This is a genomic window from Paraburkholderia rhizosphaerae, from assembly GCF_004366595.1.
GTDB lineage: Bacteria > Pseudomonadota > Gammaproteobacteria > Burkholderiales > Burkholderiaceae > Paraburkholderia > Paraburkholderia rhizosphaerae.
In genome coordinates, this window is record NZ_SORE01000028.1 from 55,033 (window position 1) to 75,722 (window position 20,690).

At 64.8% G+C, this 20,690-nt stretch carries 18 protein-coding genes; 7 read left to right on the forward strand and 11 right to left on the reverse strand.

Annotated elements, in window-relative coordinates; translation table 11 throughout:
• Positions 1-33: 33 nt before the first annotated feature.
• The 6 genes from BX592_RS28050 to BX592_RS28075 form a co-directional block, all read right to left on the reverse strand.
• The gene (locus BX592_RS28050; RefSeq protein WP_166676486.1) at positions 34-1,389 is read right to left on the reverse strand and encodes a c-type cytochrome; all 1,356 of its coding nucleotides are present in this window, start codon (positions 1,387-1,389) and stop codon (positions 34-36) included.
• Positions 1,390-1,394: 5 nt separating this feature from the next.
• On the reverse strand, positions 1,395-1,832 hold the full coding sequence (locus BX592_RS28055) for a hypothetical protein (RefSeq protein ID WP_134196546.1): 438 nt from the start codon (positions 1,830-1,832) through the stop codon (positions 1,395-1,397).
• A complete protein-coding gene (locus BX592_RS28060) occupies positions 1,829-2,452 on the reverse strand; it encodes a cytochrome c oxidase subunit 3 (RefSeq protein ID WP_134196547.1) in 624 nt (207 codons plus the stop codon). The genes BX592_RS28055 and BX592_RS28060 overlap by 4 nt, the downstream gene beginning before the upstream one ends.
• Before the next feature lies 1 nt (position 2,453).
• Positions 2,454-4,463 carry a cytochrome c oxidase subunit I gene (gene ctaD, locus BX592_RS28065; RefSeq protein ID WP_134196548.1) on the reverse strand — a complete coding sequence of 670 codons (2,010 nt, stop codon included), beginning with the start codon at positions 4,461-4,463 and terminating at the stop codon, positions 2,454-2,456.
• Between the two features lie 15 nt (positions 4,464-4,478).
• Positions 4,479-5,453 carry a cytochrome c oxidase subunit II gene (coxB, locus tag BX592_RS28070; RefSeq protein ID WP_243849763.1) on the reverse strand — a complete coding sequence of 325 codons (975 nt, stop codon included), beginning with the start codon at positions 5,451-5,453 and terminating at the stop codon, positions 4,479-4,481.
• A 401-nt stretch (positions 5,454-5,854) separates the two neighbouring features.
• Positions 5,855-7,648 carry a thiamine pyrophosphate-requiring protein gene (locus tag BX592_RS28075; RefSeq protein WP_134196550.1) on the reverse strand — a complete coding sequence of 598 codons (1,794 nt, stop codon included), beginning with the start codon at positions 7,646-7,648 and terminating at the stop codon, positions 5,855-5,857.
• A gap of 200 nt (positions 7,649-7,848) precedes the next feature.
• Here BX592_RS28075 and BX592_RS28080 point away from each other — a divergent pair, with 200 nt between their 5' ends.
• The 6 genes from BX592_RS28080 (at position 7,849) to BX592_RS28105 (ending at position 15,193) form a co-directional block, all read left to right on the forward strand.
• Complete coding sequence (locus BX592_RS28080; RefSeq protein ID WP_134196551.1) at positions 7,849-8,979, forward strand: enolase C-terminal domain-like protein; 1,131 nt, start codon at positions 7,849-7,851, stop codon at positions 8,977-8,979.
• A 40-nt stretch (positions 8,980-9,019) separates the two neighbouring features.
• Positions 9,020-9,973: a hypothetical protein gene (locus tag BX592_RS28085; RefSeq protein WP_134196552.1), complete on the forward strand. Its 954-nt coding sequence runs from the start codon at positions 9,020-9,022 to the stop codon at positions 9,971-9,973.
• Entirely contained in the window at positions 9,966-10,670 is a 705-nt protein-coding gene (locus BX592_RS28090) for a gluconate 2-dehydrogenase subunit 3 family protein (RefSeq protein WP_134196553.1), read from the forward strand. Before BX592_RS28085 ends, BX592_RS28090 begins: the two co-directional genes overlap by 8 nt.
• A complete protein-coding gene (locus BX592_RS28095; RefSeq protein ID WP_134196554.1) occupies positions 10,660-12,303 on the forward strand; it encodes a GMC family oxidoreductase in 1,644 nt (547 codons plus the stop codon). Before BX592_RS28090 ends, BX592_RS28095 begins: the two co-directional genes overlap by 11 nt.
• A gap of 83 nt (positions 12,304-12,386) precedes the next feature.
• Positions 12,387-13,397 (forward strand): SDR family oxidoreductase, encoded by a 1,011-nt coding sequence (locus BX592_RS28100; protein WP_134196555.1) that lies wholly within the window; start codon positions 12,387-12,389, stop codon positions 13,395-13,397.
• Between the two features lie 2 nt (positions 13,398-13,399).
• The gene (locus BX592_RS28105) at positions 13,400-15,193 is read left to right on the forward strand and encodes a glycoside hydrolase family 15 protein (RefSeq protein ID WP_134196556.1); all 1,794 of its coding nucleotides are present in this window, start codon (positions 13,400-13,402) and stop codon (positions 15,191-15,193) included.
• Between the two features lie 39 nt (positions 15,194-15,232).
• Here BX592_RS28105 and BX592_RS28110 read toward each other — a convergent pair whose 3' ends face one another.
• The 4 genes from BX592_RS28110 to BX592_RS28120 all read right to left on the reverse strand — a co-directional run bounded on the left by BX592_RS28110 (position 15,233) and on the right by BX592_RS28120 (position 17,910).
• Positions 15,233-16,447 (reverse strand): MFS transporter, encoded by a 1,215-nt coding sequence (locus tag BX592_RS28110; RefSeq protein ID WP_243849764.1) that lies wholly within the window; start codon positions 16,445-16,447, stop codon positions 15,233-15,235.
• A gap of 36 nt (positions 16,448-16,483) precedes the next feature.
• Positions 16,484-17,269, reverse strand: coding sequence for an SDR family oxidoreductase (locus BX592_RS28115; RefSeq protein ID WP_134196557.1), 786 nt, complete (start codon positions 17,267-17,269; stop codon positions 16,484-16,486).
• Between the two features lie 66 nt (positions 17,270-17,335).
• The gene (locus BX592_RS34040) at positions 17,336-17,506 is read right to left on the reverse strand and encodes a hypothetical protein (RefSeq protein ID WP_166676487.1); all 171 of its coding nucleotides are present in this window, start codon (positions 17,504-17,506) and stop codon (positions 17,336-17,338) included.
• Positions 17,507-17,574: 68 nt separating this feature from the next.
• On the reverse strand, positions 17,575-17,910 hold the full coding sequence (locus BX592_RS28120) for a hypothetical protein (RefSeq protein ID WP_341804905.1): 336 nt from the start codon (positions 17,908-17,910) through the stop codon (positions 17,575-17,577).
• A gap of 155 nt (positions 17,911-18,065) precedes the next feature.
• On the opposite strand from BX592_RS28120, the gene BX592_RS28125 reads away from it, so the two are divergent.
• Entirely contained in the window at positions 18,066-18,305 is a 240-nt protein-coding gene (locus BX592_RS28125; RefSeq protein WP_134196558.1) for a hypothetical protein, read from the forward strand.
• A 102-nt stretch (positions 18,306-18,407) separates the two neighbouring features.
• Here BX592_RS28125 and BX592_RS28130 read toward each other — a convergent pair whose 3' ends face one another.
• Positions 18,408-20,690, reverse strand: a complete 2,283-nt coding sequence (locus BX592_RS28130) for a xanthine dehydrogenase family protein molybdopterin-binding subunit (RefSeq protein ID WP_134196559.1) — start codon at positions 20,688-20,690, stop codon at positions 18,408-18,410.

A 20,690-nucleotide genomic window follows, 5' to 3' on the forward strand; every position in this document is an offset into this window, starting at 1 on the left:
TCACGACGCCGGAGGACCGCTCCGCTCTGCCGGCTACTTGCCGATACTGCCGCGCACGCTCTGCACGTCGCGCGTCGTCACCGGCGCGGCGTCGTTACCCCAGGTGTTCCGCACGAACGTCAGAACGCGTGCCATTTCCGTATCGGTCAGCTTGCCGGCAAACGACGGCATTTTCTTCGGCACCGGTCCCGCCACTGTATGCGGCGCCTCGCCCCCCTCCACAAGCAAGCGCACCAGCGAATCGGTATGCGGGCTCAGCACCGCCGGATTACCCGCTAGCCGCGGATATTCAAGCGGCTCGCCCATCCCGTCCGCCTTGTGGCAGCGTGCACAAAAACTCTGGTAAATGCCCGCGCCCGGCAATTCCACATCGCCGGTCTGCATCGCGCGCACGGTCCGCAACGCGGCACGCGATTGATTGTCGAAGTGACCGGAAGGCTCATGCGCCGGCAGACTCTTCAGATAGTGCGCAATCGCCAGCAGGTCATCGTCGGTCATATATTGCGTGCTGTCCTCGACCACCTGAACCATGCTGCCGAACGTCACGAGTCCGCCACCCTGTCCGTGACGCAAAAAAGCCGCAATGTCCTGCTCGGAAAAGCGGCCAAGACCCGACCCTTTGTCGCCGGTCAGATTCGGTGCAAACCAGTGGTCGTTCGTGCCGCCCGTCAGATAGCGTCGCGACTGTTCGTCATAGCCGCGCTCCTCGTAGGCCGGCCCGCGCGGCGTATGGCACGCGCCGCAGTGGCCAAGCGATTGCACCAGATAAGCACCGCGATTCCATTGTGCGCTACGCGACGATTGCGGCACGAATACGTCGTTGGGCGCAAACGCGAAGCTCCAGAACATCAACGCCCAACGCTGGTTAAACGGAAACGGCAGCTTCGTGCGCGGCGCCGGTTTGGCCACCGGTGCGACGCCGTGCATAAAATACGCGTAAAGCGCATGCATATCGTCATCGCTGATTTTCGCGAACGACGGATAAGGCATCGCCGGATAGAGCCGCTTGTTGCCGGGCGCCACGCCTTCTCGAACCGCGCGCACGAAATCGACATAGCTGTAGCGCCCGATTCCGACAGCCGGGTCCGGCGTGATATTCGATGAAAAGATCGTGCCGAACGGCGAACCCATTGGCAGGCCACCGGCGAATGGCGCTGACGGGTGCAACGGTTCCTTGCCCGATGGGCCGCCTGGCGGCGCCGTATGACAACCCGCGCAATCGGCCGTTTTCGCCAGATACTCGCCCTTTGCGATCAGTTTCGGGTCGTTCGTATCGAACGACCTGTTCGATGTTTGTGCGAGGGCGCGATACGGCGCGACGACGGGCCAATACAAAGCGGCGCCGACGATGGTGAGCATCGCGAGTGCGATAAACAGGCGCTTTGTCATCGCGGTCACCATTGGCCACACGGCGCAAGTATCGCGACCGCAAGCACGGTCGCAATCAGGCCGAACATGAACATCGCGCTGCACAGCGCGCCGACCTTCGCGAGAAACGATTCGAGTTCAGCGACCCTGCGCGCGCGACCCTCGAGCGGACGCTGGCGCTTCTCGCGTGTGAACACGACATTGCGCCACGCGAGCACGGCACCCGCGATACCGAGCGCGACGCACACGGCACTTAACGCGATCATCACGACCATCGCCCACGACGGCGGCGCAGCCGGGCGAACCGGGTCCGACAATGCACACGTGGTGGCGGTCAGCCCTTCGCCGATCAGCATCAGCGCGAACCACGCGAGCGCGGTGCCAAGCAGGCCGATCGACAGCCGCCACGGATGGTACTGCGGCGTCGTGTTTGCCGGCTGTGCGTGGGCTGGCGTACCACTCATCCGCGCCCCCTCAGCAGATACGGCGACAGGTAAATCGTCGTGAAAATAAACAACCAGACAAGATCGACGAAGTGCCAGTACAACCCGCCGATCGTCAACGCGACGCAGCGCTTTTCATCGAAGTAGCCCAGCGCGGTCCATACGAGCAACAACGCAAGCACCACCAGCCCAACCAGCACGTGCGCCATATGAAAGCCGGTAATCGTGAAGTACAGCGAGCCGTACAGTTGCGAAGTCAAGCCATACGGATGGTCGCGCCACTCCTTCAACTGAATGCAGACGAAGATCACGCCCAGCACCAGCGCAGTCGCCATCGATGCGACCGCCCAGCGCAAACGCCGCCGCTTCACGCAACGCTCGCACAACCACACGAATACGCTGCTCGATAGCAGGATCAACGTATTCGCGCCGCCGAGCCCAAGCTTCGGCAAGCCTTCGGGCGGCCACATGCGGCCGCTTTGCGACGCGAGATACAAGTACGAAAAAATCAGATAGCCGAACAGCGACCCTTCGGTGATGATCAGCGCGAGACAGCCGAACCAGCCGCCCGAGCGCTGGCCCGCGCTGCCGACCGGCAGTCGCACTTCTTCGCGGTAGGTGTCGCTGACGATATCGCTCATATCAGGCCTGCGCGTTGTGCACGCGCCGCGGTTCGCGCTGGATCAGGCTGCGCTCAGGCCACAGCCATATGACGATCGACGCCGCACAGCCAAGCAGCATCGCGGCCGCGAACCACCACGCGAGCAGTGCAAGCGCCGCAAAAAACAGTGTTGCGAACACACTGAGTATGAACGGCGTATACGAGTCTTCCGGCATCTTCAGGATCACATCGGGCCGCGCTTCGAGCGCCGTCGTGCCGAGCGCTTCACGGCCGTGGTCGAGAATGAATCCTTCCGCGAGCGACGAGCGCTTGCCGTTTTGCCCCTCCTCTGCAATTTCAATCCGCCCTTCCCACAGCGGATGACGGCTCGCGACAGTCGGCACGACCGCGAAGTTATACGGCGGCGGCGGTGACGTCGTCGACCATTCGAGCGTGCCGGCATCCCAAGGGTTATCGCCGGCCGGCGCACCGCGCCGCAAGCTGTAAAACAGATCGCACAAAAAGATCAGAATGCCGAGCGCGAGCACGAACGAGCCCGCCGACGTAATCAGATTCACGGTGCTCCAGCCCATATCCGGCGCGTACGTATAGATGCGCCGCGGCATACCGAGCAGCCCTGCGATATGCATCGGAAAGAACGCGACATTGAAGCCGATAAACATCACCCAGAACGCGAGCTTGCCGATGCGTTCGTTCATCATGCGTCCTGTGAACTTCGGAAACCAGAAGTACACGCCGCCGATCACCGGAAAAACATTGATGCCGAGCAGCACATAGTGCAGATGCGCGACGACGAAGTAGGTATCAGTGAGTTGCCAGTCGAACGGTACCGCGGCCGTCATCACGCCCGACACGCCACCGATCACGAACAGCAGCACAAAGCCCGCGAAATAGTAAAACGGCACGCGAAACACCGGCCGCCCGAGCCAGATCGTCGCGATCCACGCGAAGGTTGCAATCGCACTCGGTATCGCGATCGCCATGCTAGCCGCGCCGAATAGCGACAGCGCGAGCGCCGGCAGCCCGGTGGCGAACATATGGTGAATCCACACGACGAAGCCGATCATCATCGTCGCGACGGTCGACAATGCGACCGGCCCGTAACCGACTAGCGGCCGCCGGCAAAACACCGGCAATGCATCGGACACGATGCCCATCGCGGGCAGCACGACCACGTAGACCCAAGGGTGAGCGAAAATCCAGAACAGGTGCTGCCACAGCAACGCACGTCCACCATTCGCGACATCGAAGAAATGCGTGCCGACGCGCCGATCCATCCATAGCAGGAAAAACGCGAGGCTCACCGACGGCACCGCCGCCAGATTCGCGCACGACGCGGTCATCGTGCCCCACACCAGCACCGGAATGCGATCGAGCGACATGCCCGGCGCGCGCATTCGCAACAACGTGACGACGAAGTTCACGGCGCCGACCGTGGTCGAAATACCGAGCAGCACCATGCCGAGCGCGTACACGTCGATATTCGGCCCGGTGTTGTATTCGAGGCCCGACAGCGGCACATAGTTGAACCAGCCCGAATTCGGCGCTTCGCCGAGCGGGAAGCTCGCATACAGAAAGATCGCCGCGAATAAAAACACCCAGTACGAGAACGCGTTCAGCCGCGGGAACGCCATATCGCGCGCGCCGAGAATCAGCGGCCACAGATAGTTCGAGAAACCGGACAGCACCGGCAGCGCATACAGAAAAATCATCGTGACGCCGTGCATCGTGAACAGCTGGTTGTATTGTTCCGGCGTCAGCACCGTCGCGTTCGGCTGCGCGAGTTGCACGCGCATGATCAGCGCTTCGACGCCGCCGAGAATCAGAAAGATAAAAGCGGTCACGAGATAGCGCATACCGATGCGCTTGTGGTCGACCGTCGATAGCCACCCGCGCCAGCCCGGCGGCGTCTCCCATAACTGGCGCAGCTGTTCTTCGGCCGCGCTGCCGCGCGCAATCGCGCCGCGCGTCAGAACCCGGTCGAGTTGCGGCGCTGCAGGCGGTGAAGAAGAATCGGTCATGTCGGCCATCGGAATACGTGTCCTTCAATGCAGCGTCGCGAGATACGCGGATAACGCTGCGGTTTCGTCGGTCGTCAGCGCAATGCCCGGCATCAGCGAATCGGGCTTGATCCGTTGCGCGTGCTGGATCCAGTCGAGCTGATGCTCGCGTGTATTGGTCATCGCGCCCGCGGCGATCAACCTGCGCGTATCCAGATGCGTGAGATCGGGTGCCTGCGCGCCGCTCGCGTCGGTGCCGCGCACCGTGTGGCAACCGGCGCAGCGTTCGATGAATAGCTTCTGGCCACGCGACGCCAGCCCGTTTTCCACCGCAGATACCGGTACAGCGGGCCTCGCTTGCGCGCTACGCCATGCGTCAAACGCGGCACGATCCTGTGCGATCACTTCGAACGCCATGTGCGCGTGCTGCGCACCGCAAAACTGCGAGCATTGGCCGCGATAGACACCCGGCGCGTCCGCCTGAATCCATTGCTCATTGATCTGCCCCGGTATCGTCTGCGTCTTGCCGGCTAGATGCGGCACCCAGAACGCGTGGATGACGTCCGCGCTCTTCAGCACGATCTTTACCGGCTCACCGACCGGAATGTGGATTTCGTTAGCCGTGGCCAACGCCGGGCCGCCGTCCGCATCGCTGTATTCGACCTTCCACCACCAGTCGTACGCAGTGACGGTCAGGATGATCGAAGGCGCGCGCGGCGGGGCGGCAACGGAATCGAGCGTGACCAGCGTGTACGCTAGCGCCGCGATCAGCAGCACCGATGAAATGCCGGTGCCGATGTAGATCCAGCGCAACGCGCCGGTCTCGCCGGGTACGTGCGTGCCGTCGGACTGCGCGCGGCGACGGCGCGCGATTGCAATCGCCAGCAGCACCGCGACGATCGCAATGACGGCCATCGATAGCGCGGTTAGCGCCCAGCCGAGATGCATCGTCGGTGCGGCGGCGGGACCCGCCGCATGCAGAAAATAGTTAAGCGGCGCGCCACGCGCGTCGGCCGCCACGGCGATCGACGCCAAACCAGAAAGTAGCAGTAGCGCGCTCAAAGCGTGACGGCGGACAACAGCCCGGACAACGACGCCCCCGCCGACAGCAGGCGCATGGTCACGCAGGTCGGCGCCATCGTATTGCGCCTCTATTGCCTTCGATTGCATCCGCCCGGACCCCATGTCGATGTCTGCATACCGCGACGTGACGCGCCCGCTTCGCATGCAGCAAGAAACGGGCTCGCCCGTGCGTGCCGCGCACGAATGCGCGTGCACGCGGAACCCGCCGGGCCACGCTCGCCCCAGTTGCAGGGCTGCGTACGATTTACATCTGGACGCGACATTTACACATGCGGCGAACGGTTCAGCGGCCGATGTAAGTGCATCACGCGATTGCGCACCGTTCCGCAAGCGAACTGTTAGTCCTTGCCGCCTGGAATGACGGAACCCAGCACCTGGCGCGCGGTATTGGCGATCACACTGCCCTCCTTCGGGTCGCCTTCCATCAACGTGCGCGCAAAGGTCTTCGCCTGTTGCAACGTCACATGAGGCGGCAACGGCGGCACTTCCGGATCGGACTTCACTTCCAGCACGACGGGCCGCTGCGCGGCGAGCGCGGCCTCCCACGCTTCGCCCAGGTTCTCGGCCTTGTCGACGTAAATGCCGGTCAGCCCCAGTAATTCCGCAAACCGGTGATACGGGACGTTCGGAATCTGCTGCGACGCGTTGAATTTCGGATCGCCATTCATCACGCGCTGCTCCCAGGTCACCTGGTTGAGGTCTTCGTTATTCAGCACCATGCAGATCCAGCGTGGATCGGCCCACCGTTTCCAGTACTTCGCCACCGTGATCAACTCCGCCATATTGTTCATCTGCATCGCGCCATCGCCGACCATCGCGATCACCGGGCGGCCCGGATACGCGAATTTCGCGGCAATTGCATACGGCACCGCCGCGCCCATCGACGCGAGCCCGCCCGATAGCGACGCCATCATCCCGCGGCGAATCTTCAGATCGCGCGCATACCAGTTCGCACACGATCCGGAGTCGCTGGTCAGAATCACGTTATCGGGCAGCCGCGGCGACAACTCGGTGAATGCGCGCTGCGGGTTCACACCGTTTTCCGTCGGCTGATGCGCGCGTTCGTCGAGTGTTTCCCACCAGCGGGCAGTCCAGCGCCCGATCCTCGAACGCCATGCGTCGCTGCTTTTCTCGTTGAGTAGCGGCAGCAGCGCGCGCAAGGTTTGCGCGCTATCGCCAACCAGGTTCACTTCCATCGGGTAGCGCAGGCTCAGCATGTCGGCCTTCAGATCGATCTGCACGCCGCGCGCGTCGCCTTCTTTCGGCAGAAACTCCGAATACGGAAAGCCGGAGCCGACCATCAACAACGTGTCGCACGTCGTCATCATTTCGTAGCTCGGCTTGGTGCCGAGCAGGCCGATCGATCCGGTTACCCACGGCAGATCGTCCGGCAGCGCGGCCTTGCCGAGCAACGCCTTCGCGACGCCCGCGCCGAGCCGGTTCGCCACTTCGATCACTTCATCGGTCGCGTGCAATGCGCCCGCGCCGATCAGCATCGCTACCTTGTGCCCCGCATTGAGCACGTCGGCCGCGCGCTGCAACTGTTCGTGCGTCGGCACGATGGTCGGCCTCGCATACCCGATGCCGGAATGCGCGGTGCCGTGCTTGCGTGGCGGCGCCTCGTATTCGAGATCCTGCAGATCGTTCGGCAGAATCAGCGCGGTCACACGTTGCTCCGACAGCGCGATGCGTATTGCGCGGTCGACCATATGCCGCACCTGCGCCGGCACACTCGCTTGCTGCACGTACGAGCCAGCCACGTCCTTGAACATCGCGGCGAGATCGACCTCCTGCTGATAATGCGCGCCCAATCCCGCGCGCGCCTGCTGACCGACGATTGCGAGCACCGGCATGTGATCCAGTCTCGCGTCGTAAAGGCCCGTGATCAGATGGGCCGCACCCGGTCCCGAGGTTGCGATGCACACGCCGAGTTCGCCGGTGAATTTCGCGTGCGCGCTCGCCATAAAGGCGGCCATTTCCTCATGGCGCGCCTGCACGAATTCGATCTTCCCGTCTGCACGGTTCAGTGCGCCGAATACGCCGTTGATGCCGTCGCCCGGGTAGCCGTACATCCGCGTGACGCCCCATCGATGCAGTCTTTCGACGATAAAGTCGCCCACTGTGATTGCCATGAATGCCTCCTGCAAAAGGGAAGTTGTGCGTGCGGCGATGCGGGAATAACGCGATCTGCTGTTTGCCGACCCACTGCCGACTCACGCAGCAAGCGTCGCGCCAAAGCGGGCGAAACCCTGCTGTAAGGGAACATCGATTGCTGATCGGTCAGTGATGCAACCCGGCTTTCGCAACCCGGACTTTCGATCAACCACCGACCATGCACGACACGGCTTCTTCTTGCGCCCACGATCGTTTCGCCGCGGCACCGATCACGCGTGTCGTCGCAGACGCGTACACGATTCCGACCGATGCCCCCGAGGCGGATGGCACACTCGAATGGAACTCGACGACGTTGGTCGTCGCCGAAATCGAGGCGGCCGGCGCTACCGGCATCGGTTACACCTACAACGATGCGTGTGTGGTCACGCTGATTCGCCAGACGCTGGCGCCGGTGCTGCTCGGCGAAGACGCATCGGACGTGCAGCGTCTATGGCTGCGGATGCAGCGACGTGTGCGCAATATCGGCCGGGATGGCGTCGCGGCCACCGCGATTTCAGCGCTGGACTGCGCGCTGTGGGATCTACACGCGAAGCGTCAGCAGCTTGCGCTCGTGAAACTGCTCGGCCAGGCGCGCGACCGTGTGCCCGTGTACGGCAGCGGCGGCTTTACGACGTACACCGACGAGCAGATGCGCGATCAGCTGACGCACTGGGTGCGCGACGACGGATGCCGCTGGGTCAAGATCAAGATCGGCAGCGATCCCGCGCGCGACCCCGCACGCGCGCAATGCGCACGCGATGCGATCGGCCCCGACGCTGGACTGTTCGTCGATGCGAACGGCGCATTCGACCGTCAAACCGCGCTGCGCTTCGCGGCCGATGTTGCAACGCAAGACGTGCAATGGTTTGAAGAACCGGTGAGCTCCGACGATCTTGCCGGGCTCGCGGCGATCCGGCGCGCGGCCCCGCCGGGGATGCAGATCGCAGCCGGCGAATACGGCTACACGGCAGACTATTTCCGGCGGATGCTCGAAGCGGGTGCGGTCGATGTGCTGCAGGCGGACGCAAGCCGTTGCGGCGGCGTGACCGGCTTTATGCAGGCCGCCGCGCTCGCGCACGCATTCCATGTGCCGCTGTCCGCGCACTGCGCACCCGCGCTGCACCTGCACGTGACGGCCGCTGTTGCGGGGCTGCGCCACCAGGAATGGTTTCACGACCATGCGCGTATCGAGTCGATGCTGTTCGACGGGGCACCGCGCGTCGCCGATGGTTGCATTGCGCCGGACTTAAGCCGCCCCGGCCTTGGACTCGAACTGAAACGTCAGGACGCGCAACGCTATGCGGCGTAGCGCGTTCTGAACCTGCATTTGAACGCGAACCGGTCTGACGATGACGAAAACCACGTTATATCTGCTCGGCGCGCTGTGCGCTGCGTCAGGCGCCGCGGTGCTGGTCACGCAAAAGAACGGCGCGGCGGGGCAACGTCCGCGTCGTCCGGCGGCGTTGTCTGCCGCACCGGATGCGGCGTCGCGCATACACATCGATGCCGCGCGCGGCTTCAATCATGGTTCCGCGCTGCTCGCGTTTTCCGCGCTCGCCGATAGCGCCGTCGAACACTATCGCGGTTCGTTCGAAAACCCGGCGATGTATACGCCGCTCGTGTCCGCCGCGTGCTCGCTGGTTGCAGGCTTGCACGGCGGCCAGGACAAAACGGAGGCGTCCCACGACATCCGGCACGCGGTCTATCTCGCCGCAGCGGCCGCCGGCACAGCGGGCACCGCGTTTCACCTGTACAACGTGACCAAACGGCCCGGCGGATTCAGCTGGCACAACCTCTTTTACGGCGCACCACTTGGCGCGCCGATGTCGTTGCTGTTGTCCGGCGCGCTGGGTGCGGTCGGCGAGCGGCTACGCAACGAACCCGCGCTCGATCCGCGACTGTTTGGCATGCCTGCCGGAAAGGCGCTTGCGCTCGCAGCCGGTATCGGTCTGGTCGGCACGGTCGCCGAAGTCGGTCTGCTGCATTTTCGTGGCGCCTTCCAGCATCGCGCGATGTACGCGCCGGTGACGATCGCGCCGCTCGCCGCGGCAATGGTCACGCATGCGGCGCTGACCCCGCCGCGCGATCACTGGATCGCGCGCATCTGGCTGCGCGTGACCGCGGCGCTAGGTGTGGTCGGCACGCTGTTCCACGCGCGCGGCATCGCGCGCAGCCAGGGCGGCTGGCGCAACTGGTCGCAAAACATTCTCGCCGGACCGCCGTTGCCCGCGCCACCCAGTTTCACCGCGCTCGCGATCGCTGGCCTGGCCGCGCTGCGTTTAAGGAGGACAGAACATGAATGACGATCGCTCGCTTCCCGCCTATCCGGACTACGACGTGCTGGAAAAGCGCGACTCACCGTCATGGGACGAAGCGACGCGCGCCGTGATCGGCGATCGCATCGCGACCCGGGACGAACCCGCGTGGTGCAGTCCCGCCGAGTGGCGCGTGTTGCGCGCGTTGTGCTCGATCATCATCCCGCAGGCGGATGAACCATCCGGTTCGCCCTCTGCGTCCGCCAGGCAGCGGCCGCCCGTGCCGCTTGCTGCGCTGGTCGACCGCAAGATCGCGCGCGGTAAAAGCGACGGATATCGCAACGCACGGCTACCCGCGTTGCAGCAGGCATGGCGCATCGGTCTTGCGGCCATCGACGACGAAAGCCATCACCGTTATCACGCAGCATTCGCCGATCTCGAGGAACCCGCGCGGGTCCGCATCGTGCACGCAATGGAGCACGGCACGCTGACGCGCGACGCATGGCAGAGCATGCCGTCGAAACTGTTCTTCAGCCAGCGCGTGCTGCACGACATCTGCACGACCTACTATGCGCATCCGTCCGCATGGAGCGACATCGGCTTCGGCGGGCCGGCGAATCCGCGCGGCTATGTGCGCATGGTGTTCAACCGGCGCGACCCGTGGGAGGCGAAAGAAGCGGCGGCGGACGCTGCAACGCAAAACACACCGCGAAATCGGGCACCGGAGAAGCATCGTGCTCGATGACGCGCTACGCGTTCCACGCGGCAAGCACGGCCGCGCGCCGGACGTCTTTACGCGCGGCGGCTGGGTGTCGATGCGCGAGTATCCGCCGCACGAAGAAGTCGACTTTGCGATCGTCGGCACTGGCGCGGGTGGCGGCACGCTCGCGTGCCGGCTCGCCGAAAAAGGCTTCAAGGTCGTCGCGCTCGACGCGGGTGCGTGGTGGCGGCCGCTCGAAGAGTTCGCATCGGACGAACTGCATCAGGCGAAGCTGTACTGGACCGACGAGCGCATTGTCGACGGCGACGACCCGCTCGTGCTCGGCGCGAACAATAGCGGCAAGGCGGTCGGCGGCAGCACCGTGCACTTCGCGATGGTGTCGCTGCGCTTGCGGCCCGAATGCTTCAAGTCCCGCACGCTGCTCGGCTACGGCGCGGACTGGCCGCTCGACTGGCAGGAAATGTGGCGTTACTACACGTATGTCGAAGATGCGCTGAAGATCTCCGGGCCGGTCCGCTATCCGTGGGGACCGAAGCGGCCGCGCTACCCGTATCGCGCGCACGAGATGAATGCGGCCGCGCTGGTGCTCGCGCGCGGCGCCGACGCGTTGGGCATCGGCTGGTGCCCGACGCCGCTCGCGACCGTTTCGGCGCCGCGCGGCAAAGCCCATCCGTGCGTGTACCGCGGCTTTTGCGTATCCGGTTGCGCGACCAACGCGAAACAGAGCGCGCTGGTCACGTGGATTCCGCGCGCGGTGGCGGCCGGCGCGGAAATCCGCGATCTCGCGATGGTCGGCCGCATCGATGTGAATCCGGCTGGGCGCGCAACCGGTGTCGAGTACTGGCGTGAAGGCCGCTGGCAGTTTCAGCGCGCGCGTCATGTCGTGGTGGCCGGCTACGCGATCGAAACACCGCGTCTGTTGCTGATGTCCGCCAACGACCGCTTCCCCGACGGGCTCGCGAACCGTTCGGGGCTGGTCGGCAAAAACCTGATGGTGCAGTCGAACCAGGCGGTCTGGGGTGTGATGGATGACGAAATACGCTGGTACAAGGGACCGCCGTCGCTCGCGATCACCGAGCACTGGAACTATACCGACAAGGGCAAGGACTTCTTCGGCGGCTACGCGTACATGAGTCAGGGGCCTTTGCCGCTCGTGTGGGCGCAGACGCAACTGGGCCGCGGCATCTGGGGGCAGGCCCTACTCGACGAAATGCAGCAGTACAACCATCAGGCGGGCCTGAAGATCGTCGGCGAGACGATGCCGCAGGAACGCAACCGCGTGACGCTCGCCGATGAAAAAGACCAATACGGCCTACCGGTCGCGCGGGTCACGTGGAGCTACTGCGATAACGACCGGCGGCTGATCTCGCACGCGCTCGGCTTTATGACCGATGCACTCGGCGCGGCCGGTGCAAAACGCATCTGGGCGCAGCACGACGATACCTGCCATCTGAACGGCACCGCGCGCATGGGCGATAACCCGGCGACCAGCGTCGTCAACGCCGATTGCCGCAGCTGGGACATTCCGAATCTGTGGATTTGCGACGGGTCGGTGTTCCCGACTGTCGGCGGCGTAAACCCGTCGCTGACGATTCAGGCGATCGCATGCCGCACCGCCGACCGGATTGCGGCGCTGGCTGCGCGCGGCGAATTGTAGAGGCACACGCGCGGCAGATGCACAAAACGACGCGCCCGCAGTGTCGGGACCGCAACGAATAGAAGACCAGGGAGGGTTTTATCGTGGGCCGAATCCGAACACCGAAAACCGTCGTGATCACCGGCGCCACCGCGGGTGTCGGGCGCGCGACCGCACTGGAATTCGCATCTCACGGCGCCGATATCGCGCTGCTCGCGCGCGACGCCGATGCGCTGCACGACACCGCGCAGCAAGTGCGGGCCGCCGGCGTGCGCGTGCTGTCGATCAAGCTCGACGTCAGCGACGCGCGAGCGGTCGAGGCGGCCGCGGAGTCGATCGAAGCGCGTCTCGGACCGATCGACGTGTGGGTGAACAACGCGATGGTGACCGCGTTCGCGCCAATCGACGAACTATCACATGAGCAATTCGCGCGCGTGACCAACGTCACGTATCACGGCTTCGTCTGGGGAACCATGGCCGCGCTGAAGCGGATGATGCGAACCGATCGCGGCGTGATCGTTCAGGTCGGTTCCGCGCTCGCGTACCGTTCGATTCCGCTGCAATCCGCGTACTGCGGCGCCAAGCATGCGATACGCGGCTTCACTGACGCGTTGCGCTGCGAACTGCATCATCGCAAGAGCCGCATTCACGTGACGATGGTGCAGATGCCCGCGTTGAACACGCCGCAGTTCGACTGGGCCGAAAACAGGATGGCGCATGCGCCCCGGCCGGTCGCGCCGATTTTCCAGCCGGAAGTCGCGGCGCGCGCAATCTGGTGGGCCGCGACACACCGGCGCCGTGAAGTGTGGGTCGGTAGCTCGTCGATCAAGGCGATCGTCGCGAACCAGTGGATACCGGGTCTGCTCGATCGCTACCTGGGACGCACCGGCGTCGACGCGCAGCAGGACAAGCAGATCTCCGGCGATGCGCAACCGTCGAATCTGTGGAACCCGGTCAGCGACCTGCACCGCGTGCATGGACGATTCGATGCGGTCGCGGCGTCGTGGAGTCCCGCATTATGGGTCGATACGCATCGCGGTGTCGCCTTGCTTGCGGCCGCGACGATCGCAACGATCGCGACGGTGTGTGTCGGTCTGCTGCGGCGCCGGGTGTGATCATGCCATTGCGCATCGAAGACTACGCGCTGCTTGCCGATGGCCAGAGTGCCGCGCTCGCCGGCATCGACGGTTCGATCGACTGGTTGTGCTGGCCGTCGTTCGAATCGAGCCCATGTTTTGCGGCATTGATCGGCGGCCCGGAAAACGGTTATTGGCGAATCGCGCCCGATGATCCGCTGATCGCGATGCGCCGCCGCTATCTCGGCGCGTCGCTGGTGCTCGAAACCACGCTTCAAACGTCGACTGGCACGTTTGAACTGGTCGACTGGATGGAATGGGCGGCGACGCCCGCGCGCGTGGTCCGGCAAATACGCTGCGTCGCGTGCGCGGCTGGCCGCGCACGTATCAACAGCGATCTGGCCGTGCGCTTCAACTACGGACATGCGCTGCCGTGGCACCGCCGCCTCGATGACCGGGTTGCCGCGGTGAGCGGCCCTTGGGCGCTATGGTTCGATATGACCGGCCCGCCATCGATGTCATCGGTGAGCGCCGCGCATATTCGCAGTTCGATTGAACTGTCCGTCGGCGAGCTTGCGCAATTCACGCTGACCTGCTGCCGGTCGCATGAGCCACCGCCCGCGCGGGTGGATGCGACGCAATCGCTCGATGCGACGCTGCGCTTCTGGCGGCAGTGGTCCGATCAGCACCGCGGACGCGGACCGGATGCGGATGCGGTGCTGCGCTCGCTCGTCACGCTGAAAGGACTATCGAACCGGCTGACCGGCGGCATCGTCGCCGCGCCGACCACGTCGCTGCCCGAGCATATCGGCGGACACCGCAACTGGGACTACCGCTATTGCTGGCTGCGCGACGCGAGCTTCACGATGCTGGCGCTCGCGTGCGCCGGTTTCGAACACGAAGCGCAAGCGTGGCGGGACTGGCTGGTCCGCGCGATTGCCGGGCATCCGTCGCAAACGCAGATCATGTACACGGCCGATGGCGCGCGTCATATCGCCGAATGGGAATGCACGCCGCTGCGCGGCTACGAAAACTCGCGCCCGGTACGCTTCGGCAACGCAGCGGTCGGGCAAGCGCAACATGACATCTACGGTGAAATCATGAATGCGCTGTATGTCGCGCGCCAGCAGGGCATGCCGCCGGACGACGACGCGTGGGTGCTCGAGCGCGGGCTGATCGATCATGTCGAAGCGATCTGGCGGCAACCGGACAACGGGCTATGGGAGTTTCGCGACGAGCGACGCCACTTCACGTTGTCGAAGGTGATGATGTGGGTCGCGGTCGATCGCGCGATCCGCAGCGCCCGCGAGTGCGATCGCTGCGCGCCGGTCGGCAGATGGAAGCGGCTTGCGGCGGCAATACGCGACGATGTGCTTGCGCACGGCTTCAACGCGCACGCGAATGCATTCACGCAGTCGTACGGCAGCGAGCGGCTCGATGCGAGTCTGCTGTTGTTGCCACTGTTTGGTTTTCTGCCCGCGGACGATCCGCGCATTGAAGCGACCGTCCGTGCGATCGAGCGCAATCTGATGACTGACGGTCTGGTGTTGCGCTACCGCACCGATGGGCTCGCAAGCGCGGCGGGACCCGCTTCAGGCGAACCAGGAGAAGGTGCGTTTCTCGCGTGTAGCTTGTGGCTCGCGCAGGTTCGGCATCGGCAGGGGCGTCGCGATGAGGCGCGCGAGATTTTCGAGCGCGTGCTCGCGTTGCGCAACGACGTCGGTCTGCTCGCTGAGGAATACGACACGTGCAGGAAGCGGCTCTGCGGGAATTTTCCGCAGACGTTGTCTCATGTCGCGCTGATCAATGCCGCGCGCGAGCTTGCCGGCAGCTAACCGGTGCGCGACGCCAATTCGCGCCTCTTCGCGTGCGACTCAAGTCGCGTGCCGCTCGCGTTGCCGACCGCTGATAATCAGCGCGATCACCGCCAGCGCGGCCGACACCCCCGCGAATGCGACGTCGGCCCACAGATGCCCGACACGACGCGTCAGCACCGCGGTGCCGACCACCGGCACCGAGTTGCCGGTGTAGCAGCACAGCAGATACGCCGACAGCAATTCCGCGCGCTTTTCCGCAGGCGCGATCCGGTTCGCTTCCTGCAAGCTTCCGCGAAATCCGAGCGCCGCTGCGACGCCGCCTGACGCGGTCGCCGCGATCAGCCACGCAATCGATCCTTCGACCTGCGCCCACAGCAAAAGCGCGAGACTCGGTGGCAGCAACCACAACCCGGCCGACATCGCTGCGCGCGCGGATAACGTACGCGTGACGAGCACGGTGAGCGTGCTCACCGCGAACAGTTCGGCGACCACCGCCCCGCTTAACGCGGGACTGTGCTGATGCATGCTGTTTTGCAGCAGGTTCGGCAGCAGCGCCGCATAAAACCCCAGCAACCCAAACGTCGCAAAGGCCGTGAACGCCGTCGCGACGAATGCAAGCCTGATTTGCGCCGGCACGCCGATACGCGGCTTGAACGACATGTCTGCGAGTCGCGTTGCCGGATGCGCCACGGTTTCCCGCGCGAATGCGGTGAGTGCCACTGTTGCAGCGAGTACGACCAGATAGACGACAAACACGGTGCGCAGCGGCCATCGCACGAACTCGGCGAGCAACCCCGCGACCAGCACACCGCCGGCGAGCCCCGCGAGATTGACCGCCGCCGCAAGCCGGCTCGCCGCGGCGTTGTCTTTCGCAGGATGCAGTTCGGCGATCCACGCGGTGGCCGTTGCCGCGCCGACGCCGATCGCGAGCCCGCATGCGGCGCGCGCGACAAAAAGCCATGCCGGTGTCGTCGCGAACAGAAACAGCAGCGTGCTGACGACCGCCACCGCCAGCACGCTCAGACTGACGCGCTGCCGCCCTGCCTCGTCGGACACGCGACCACATGCGAACAGCGCGCCCAGATTGCCGATCACATACGCTGCGTAAATTAGCGTGACCATCAGTTCCGAAATACCGAACGCCTGCTGATAGAGCGGATAAAGCGGCGTCAGCAGCGGACTGCCCGCATACAGCACGCCGAGCACGAGCGCCGCGGTCGTCAGTGAGGTCCGCCTGCTCAGCATCGTTCGCGGATGCGAAGACGCATGCATCGCGTGTCTCCCGGATTGTTCTTCGTGAACGCCCGCCTAACCGACCAGCAGCGACTGCCCGCCGTCGATCCATACCGGCGTGCCGGTAATAAAACGCGCACGTTCCGACGACAGATACACGACCATATCGGCGATATCGTCGCCGCTGCCGGCCTTGCCGTCGGTCAGCGGAATCTTGCCCGCCGGATACTGCGCCTGCTCCGACGCTTCATCGGCCGAGCGCACCTGGGTGTTCTCGTCGATATCGGTGTCGATCTTGCCTGGGCATACCACGTTCACGCGTATCTTGTGTTTGGCCAATTCGAGCGCGGTCATCTTGCCGAGCGCGAGTAAGCCGGCCTTCGTGGTCGAATACGCGGATGCGCCGCCGTGGCTGAAGATGCGCGTGCCGTTGATCGACGAAATGATCACGATCGAGCCACCGCCTGCGCGCTTCAGATGCGGCACCGTCAGATGCAGCGTCAGATACGCGCCGCGCAGGTTCGTATTGATCGTGTTATCCCATTCGGCGGGTTTCAGTTCGTCGATCGGCGCCCAGACGCCGTTGATGCCCGCATTCGCCACGACGATATCGAGCCTGCCGCTTTGCGACAGCGCGTGATCGAGTTCCTGTCCGAAGCCCGAATCGTCGCGGATGTCGGCGGTAAAGCCAAATGCATCGCCACCCTGATGCACGATTTCATCGACGGTCGCGCGCGTTTCGTCATCCCTATGTGCGTGCACGATCACGCGCGCGCCCGCGGCCGCGAGGCGCAGCGCGCTCGCCTTGCCGATGCCCGATCCCGCGCCCGTGACGAGCGCGGTTTTGTTCTGCAATTCCATTCGTTTCCTCCACTGAAAATGCCACCTGCGCGGTACGGTCGGTCTTGCAGCCGGTCTTGCAGCCGCTTAGCCGCCGCCGATGCCCTGCAGCACCTTGCCGGTGCCGCCGCATATCTCGCAGCGCTTGCCCTCGACCGTGCCGGTGCCATGGCACGCACTACACAGGTCTTCGCCTACGCCCGGCGCATCCGGCGGGCCTTCGTCGCCAGGCGATAGCGGTGTTTGATCTGGCTGCATCATGTCCTCCTTGCAGGGGTCGCGTGTTACCGCTTGGGTGTGACGGCTTGCGTGCTACCGTTCGCGGTTCACGGCTTGCGCGTATCGCCTGGCTTTCGACGCTGCGATGGCCGGCCTCCGCCGCCCGGCGGCTCCGCATGATTGCCGGTACCGTGCGGCACTTCGGCGGTTTGCTCCGGATGCCGGCTCGAGCGCGGCGGGTTTGCGTGCTTCGTCGCTTCGGTGGCGCGTGGCTGCGGTCCTCCGCCGGGTCGCGGCGATTGCGGCGATTGCGGCGATTGCGGCGATTGCATCGCGCGTTCGTCACGGGCATCGTCGCGACAGGTGTCGCGTTCCCGATCGCGGGTCGAGTTGTCCTTCAGGTCTTCCTTTGGGTCGTCTTTTGCGTCGTTGTCTGGTCGCATCATCGGCTCCTGAACGTCGGAATACCCCGACAGTGCAGCAACAACCGGACCGCGATCCGCGGCATGCTTCGCCACGCCTTGGCGCGAATCGCCAGGTACGCGCGTTGCGCGTCACCGGTGTCTACCCGACGACGTATCCGACAACGGGGGCCACCATGAGTATCACCACCATCCGCCACTCCGACACCGACGTGCAGGTCGAGCAAACCCTCTACACGTTCGCCGCAAAAAGCGACGCCGACGCATTCCAGCGCTGCGTCGCCGACACCGCGGTCGACCACTGCTGCCAACAGCATCCGCCTGCATCGACACGCTCCGCGATACCCGACGAACCGATCGAAGACCCGGATCGCGGCAGCACAATTTCGCCGAAGGTGGGCGGCATGCCGTTGTAACGGGCGGCGATTCCCGGAGCAGCCACCCGCGGGCGGCCACCCGCGGGGCGGCCACCCGCCGCGCATCGAACGCCGCGCGGCGCGCCGACGGCGTTCCGGCAACTACGCGAGCAACTTGTCCGGTGTAATCGGCAAATCGCGAATACGCTTACCCGTCGCGTGCCAGATCGCATTGGCAATCGCCGCGGCCACACCGACCACGCCAATCTCGCCGACACCCTTTACGCCGAGCGGATTCACCACGTCGTCCTCCTCATCGACGAACAGCACGTCGATATCGTGCACATCCGCGTTCACCGGGAAGTGATAACCGGCGAGATCGTGATTCATCACGCGGCCAAACGTGTGATCGATCTGCGCCTCTTCCTGCAATGCCATTCCGATGCCCCACACGACGCCGCCCGCGATCTGGTTCGCCGCGGTCTTCGGATTGACGATGCGTCCCGCCGCGACCGCACTGACCACGCGCGTCACACGCGCGATGCCGAGCGCCTCATCGACGCGCACTTCCGCGAACACCGCCGAGTGCGTGCCCATCGAATATTGCTTCTGGCGCTCTTCGGGCTTCACCGTCGCTTGCTCCTCAAGCTGATTCACACCAGCGCGCGTCATCAATTCGTCGATCGATACACGATGGTCGTCGCCCGCGCCGCAGATCAGATCCGCGCCGTCGCGCCGCACTTCGCCGGCGCCGGCCTGCGCGAATGACGGACCGCCGTACTCGCGCGCAAGCGCAACGAGCCGCTCGTGCAACTGCGTGCAAGCCGCATGCACCGCGCTGCCGACCGACGACACCGTGAACGATCCGCCTTCGACTGGCGCTTGCGGCAGCGTCGAGTCGCCGAGTTCGAAGCGCACAGTATCGAGCGGCGCATGCAGCGCATCGGCCGCGATCTGCGTCATCGCGGTATAGGTGCCGGTGCCGATGTCCGCAGTCGAACTCGATACATGTGCACGGCCGTCGCGCGTGATCACGACGCGAGCGCTAGCCGGCACCTGCAGCGCTTCCCAGATGCCGGTCGCCATGCCCCAGCCGACCATTTCGTTGCGATCGCGCATCGAGCGCGGCGCGAGCGGCCGCGCGGCCCAGCCAAAGCGCGCGGCGCCGCGTTCGTAGCACTCGCGCAGCGCCTTGCTCGAGAACGGCAGGTCCTTGTTCGCGTCGCGCTCCGCGTAATTGATCAGGCGCAGCCGCAACGGGTCCATTCTCAACGCGACCGCCAGTTCGTCCATCGCCGCTTCGAGCGGGAAAAGCCCTTGCGTCGCGCCGGGCGCGCGCATATCGCCAGGCGTCGGCAGATTGAGCTTCGCGACCTTGTAGCCGAGTCGCACGTTGTCGCACGCATACAGCCGGCCGGCCCAGTTGACGATGACGTCGCAATAGTCTTCGTACAGCGAGGTCTCCGCGACCGCCTCGTGCACGACGGCGGCCAGACGTCCGTTGCGTGCCGCGGCGAGCACGACGCGCTGGATCGACTGCGGCCGATGCGCGAACGTGAACATCTGCTGACGCGTCAGCGTGACCCGCACCGGCCGCTTCAGATCGAGCGCGGCCATCACCGCGAGCGTCAGATGGTATTGCGGCCGCAAGCCCGATCCGAATGCGCCGCCGACAAACGGCGAGACGACGCGCACGTCGTCCGCGTTGAAGCCAAACAGCTTCGTCAGATACTGGTGCGTGTTCTGCACGCCCTGCGTCTTTTCATAGACAGTCAAACGGCCCGCGCTATCGGGCACGACCGTGCAGCCGTGCATCTCCATCGGGTTATGAAACTCGATCGGCGTCGTATAGAACTCGTTCACGCGCACCGGCGCGTGCGCGTACGCGTCGGCCGCATCGCCGCGCGGCGGTGGAGGCGGCTCGAAACCGCCCTTATCCTGCGACGGCGGATACGCATCGCCGATCACGCGATCAAGTTCGGTGCAGTGCGGCGTGTGCTCGTAGCGCACGTTGACGCGCGAGGCAGCGTGCCGCGCGAGTTCGAGCGATTGCGCGACCACCAGCGCGACCGGCTGGCCGCTGTACCAGATGCGATCGTCCCATAGCGGCCTGAACGGCATACCGCCCGGCGCGATCGCATCCTTGTAGTACGCATCCATCAGCGGTAGCTCCCCGCGATTCTCGTGGGTGAGCACAAGCAGCACGCCCGGCGTTTCGAGCGCCGCGGACGTGTCGATCGATAGCACGCGGCCGCTCGCAATCGTGCTCGATACGACAAAGCCGTATAACAGCCCGTCCGCCGCGAACTCGCCCGCATAGCGTGCGGCGCCCGTCACCTTCTGCGTGCCGTCCACACGATTGACGGGTGTGCCGGTGGTGCGCGTCGCATCGTCTGTTGCGCCTGCATCGGCCGCACGCCGGTTTGCGATTTCCTCAACCGTCAT

Bases quoted from the DNA above. Each gene is read 5' to 3' on its own strand.
- BX592_RS28115 (WP_134196557.1), bottom strand. From the start codon at position 17,269: ATGGAATTGCAGAACAAAACCGCGCTCGTCACGGGCGCGGGATCGGGC.
- BX592_RS28080 (WP_134196551.1), top strand. From the start codon at position 7,849: ATGCACGACACGGCTTCTTCTTGCGCCCACGATCGTTTCGCCGCGGCA.
- BX592_RS28120 (WP_341804905.1), bottom strand. From the start codon at position 17,910: ATGCGACCAGACAACGACGCAAAAGACGACCCAAAGGAAGACCTGAAG.
- BX592_RS28055 (WP_134196546.1), bottom strand. From the start codon at position 1,832: ATGAGTGGTACGCCAGCCCACGCACAGCCGGCAAACACGACGCCGCAG.
- ctaD (WP_134196548.1), bottom strand. From the start codon at position 4,463: ATGGCCGACATGACCGATTCTTCTTCACCGCCTGCAGCGCCGCAACTC.
- BX592_RS28085 (WP_134196552.1), top strand. From the start codon at position 9,020: ATGACGAAAACCACGTTATATCTGCTCGGCGCGCTGTGCGCTGCGTCA.
- BX592_RS28130 (WP_134196559.1), bottom strand. From the start codon at position 20,690: ATGACGGTTGAGGAAATCGCAAACCGGCGTGCGGCCGATGCAGGCGCA.
- BX592_RS28090 (WP_134196553.1), top strand. From the start codon at position 9,966: ATGAATGACGATCGCTCGCTTCCCGCCTATCCGGACTACGACGTGCTG.
- BX592_RS28075 (WP_134196550.1), bottom strand. From the start codon at position 7,648: ATGGCAATCACAGTGGGCGACTTTATCGTCGAAAGACTGCATCGATGG.
- BX592_RS28050 (WP_166676486.1), bottom strand. From the start codon at position 1,389: ATGACAAAGCGCCTGTTTATCGCACTCGCGATGCTCACCATCGTCGGC.
- BX592_RS28105 (WP_134196556.1), top strand. From the start codon at position 13,400: ATGCCATTGCGCATCGAAGACTACGCGCTGCTTGCCGATGGCCAGAGT.
- BX592_RS34040 (WP_166676487.1), bottom strand. From the start codon at position 17,506: ATGCAGCCAGATCAAACACCGCTATCGCCTGGCGACGAAGGCCCGCCG.
- BX592_RS28110 (WP_243849764.1), bottom strand. From the start codon at position 16,447: ATGCATGCGTCTTCGCATCCGCGAACGATGCTGAGCAGGCGGACCTCA.
- BX592_RS28125 (WP_134196558.1), top strand. From the start codon at position 18,066: ATGAGTATCACCACCATCCGCCACTCCGACACCGACGTGCAGGTCGAG.
- BX592_RS28060 (WP_134196547.1), bottom strand. From the start codon at position 2,452: ATGAGCGATATCGTCAGCGACACCTACCGCGAAGAAGTGCGACTGCCG.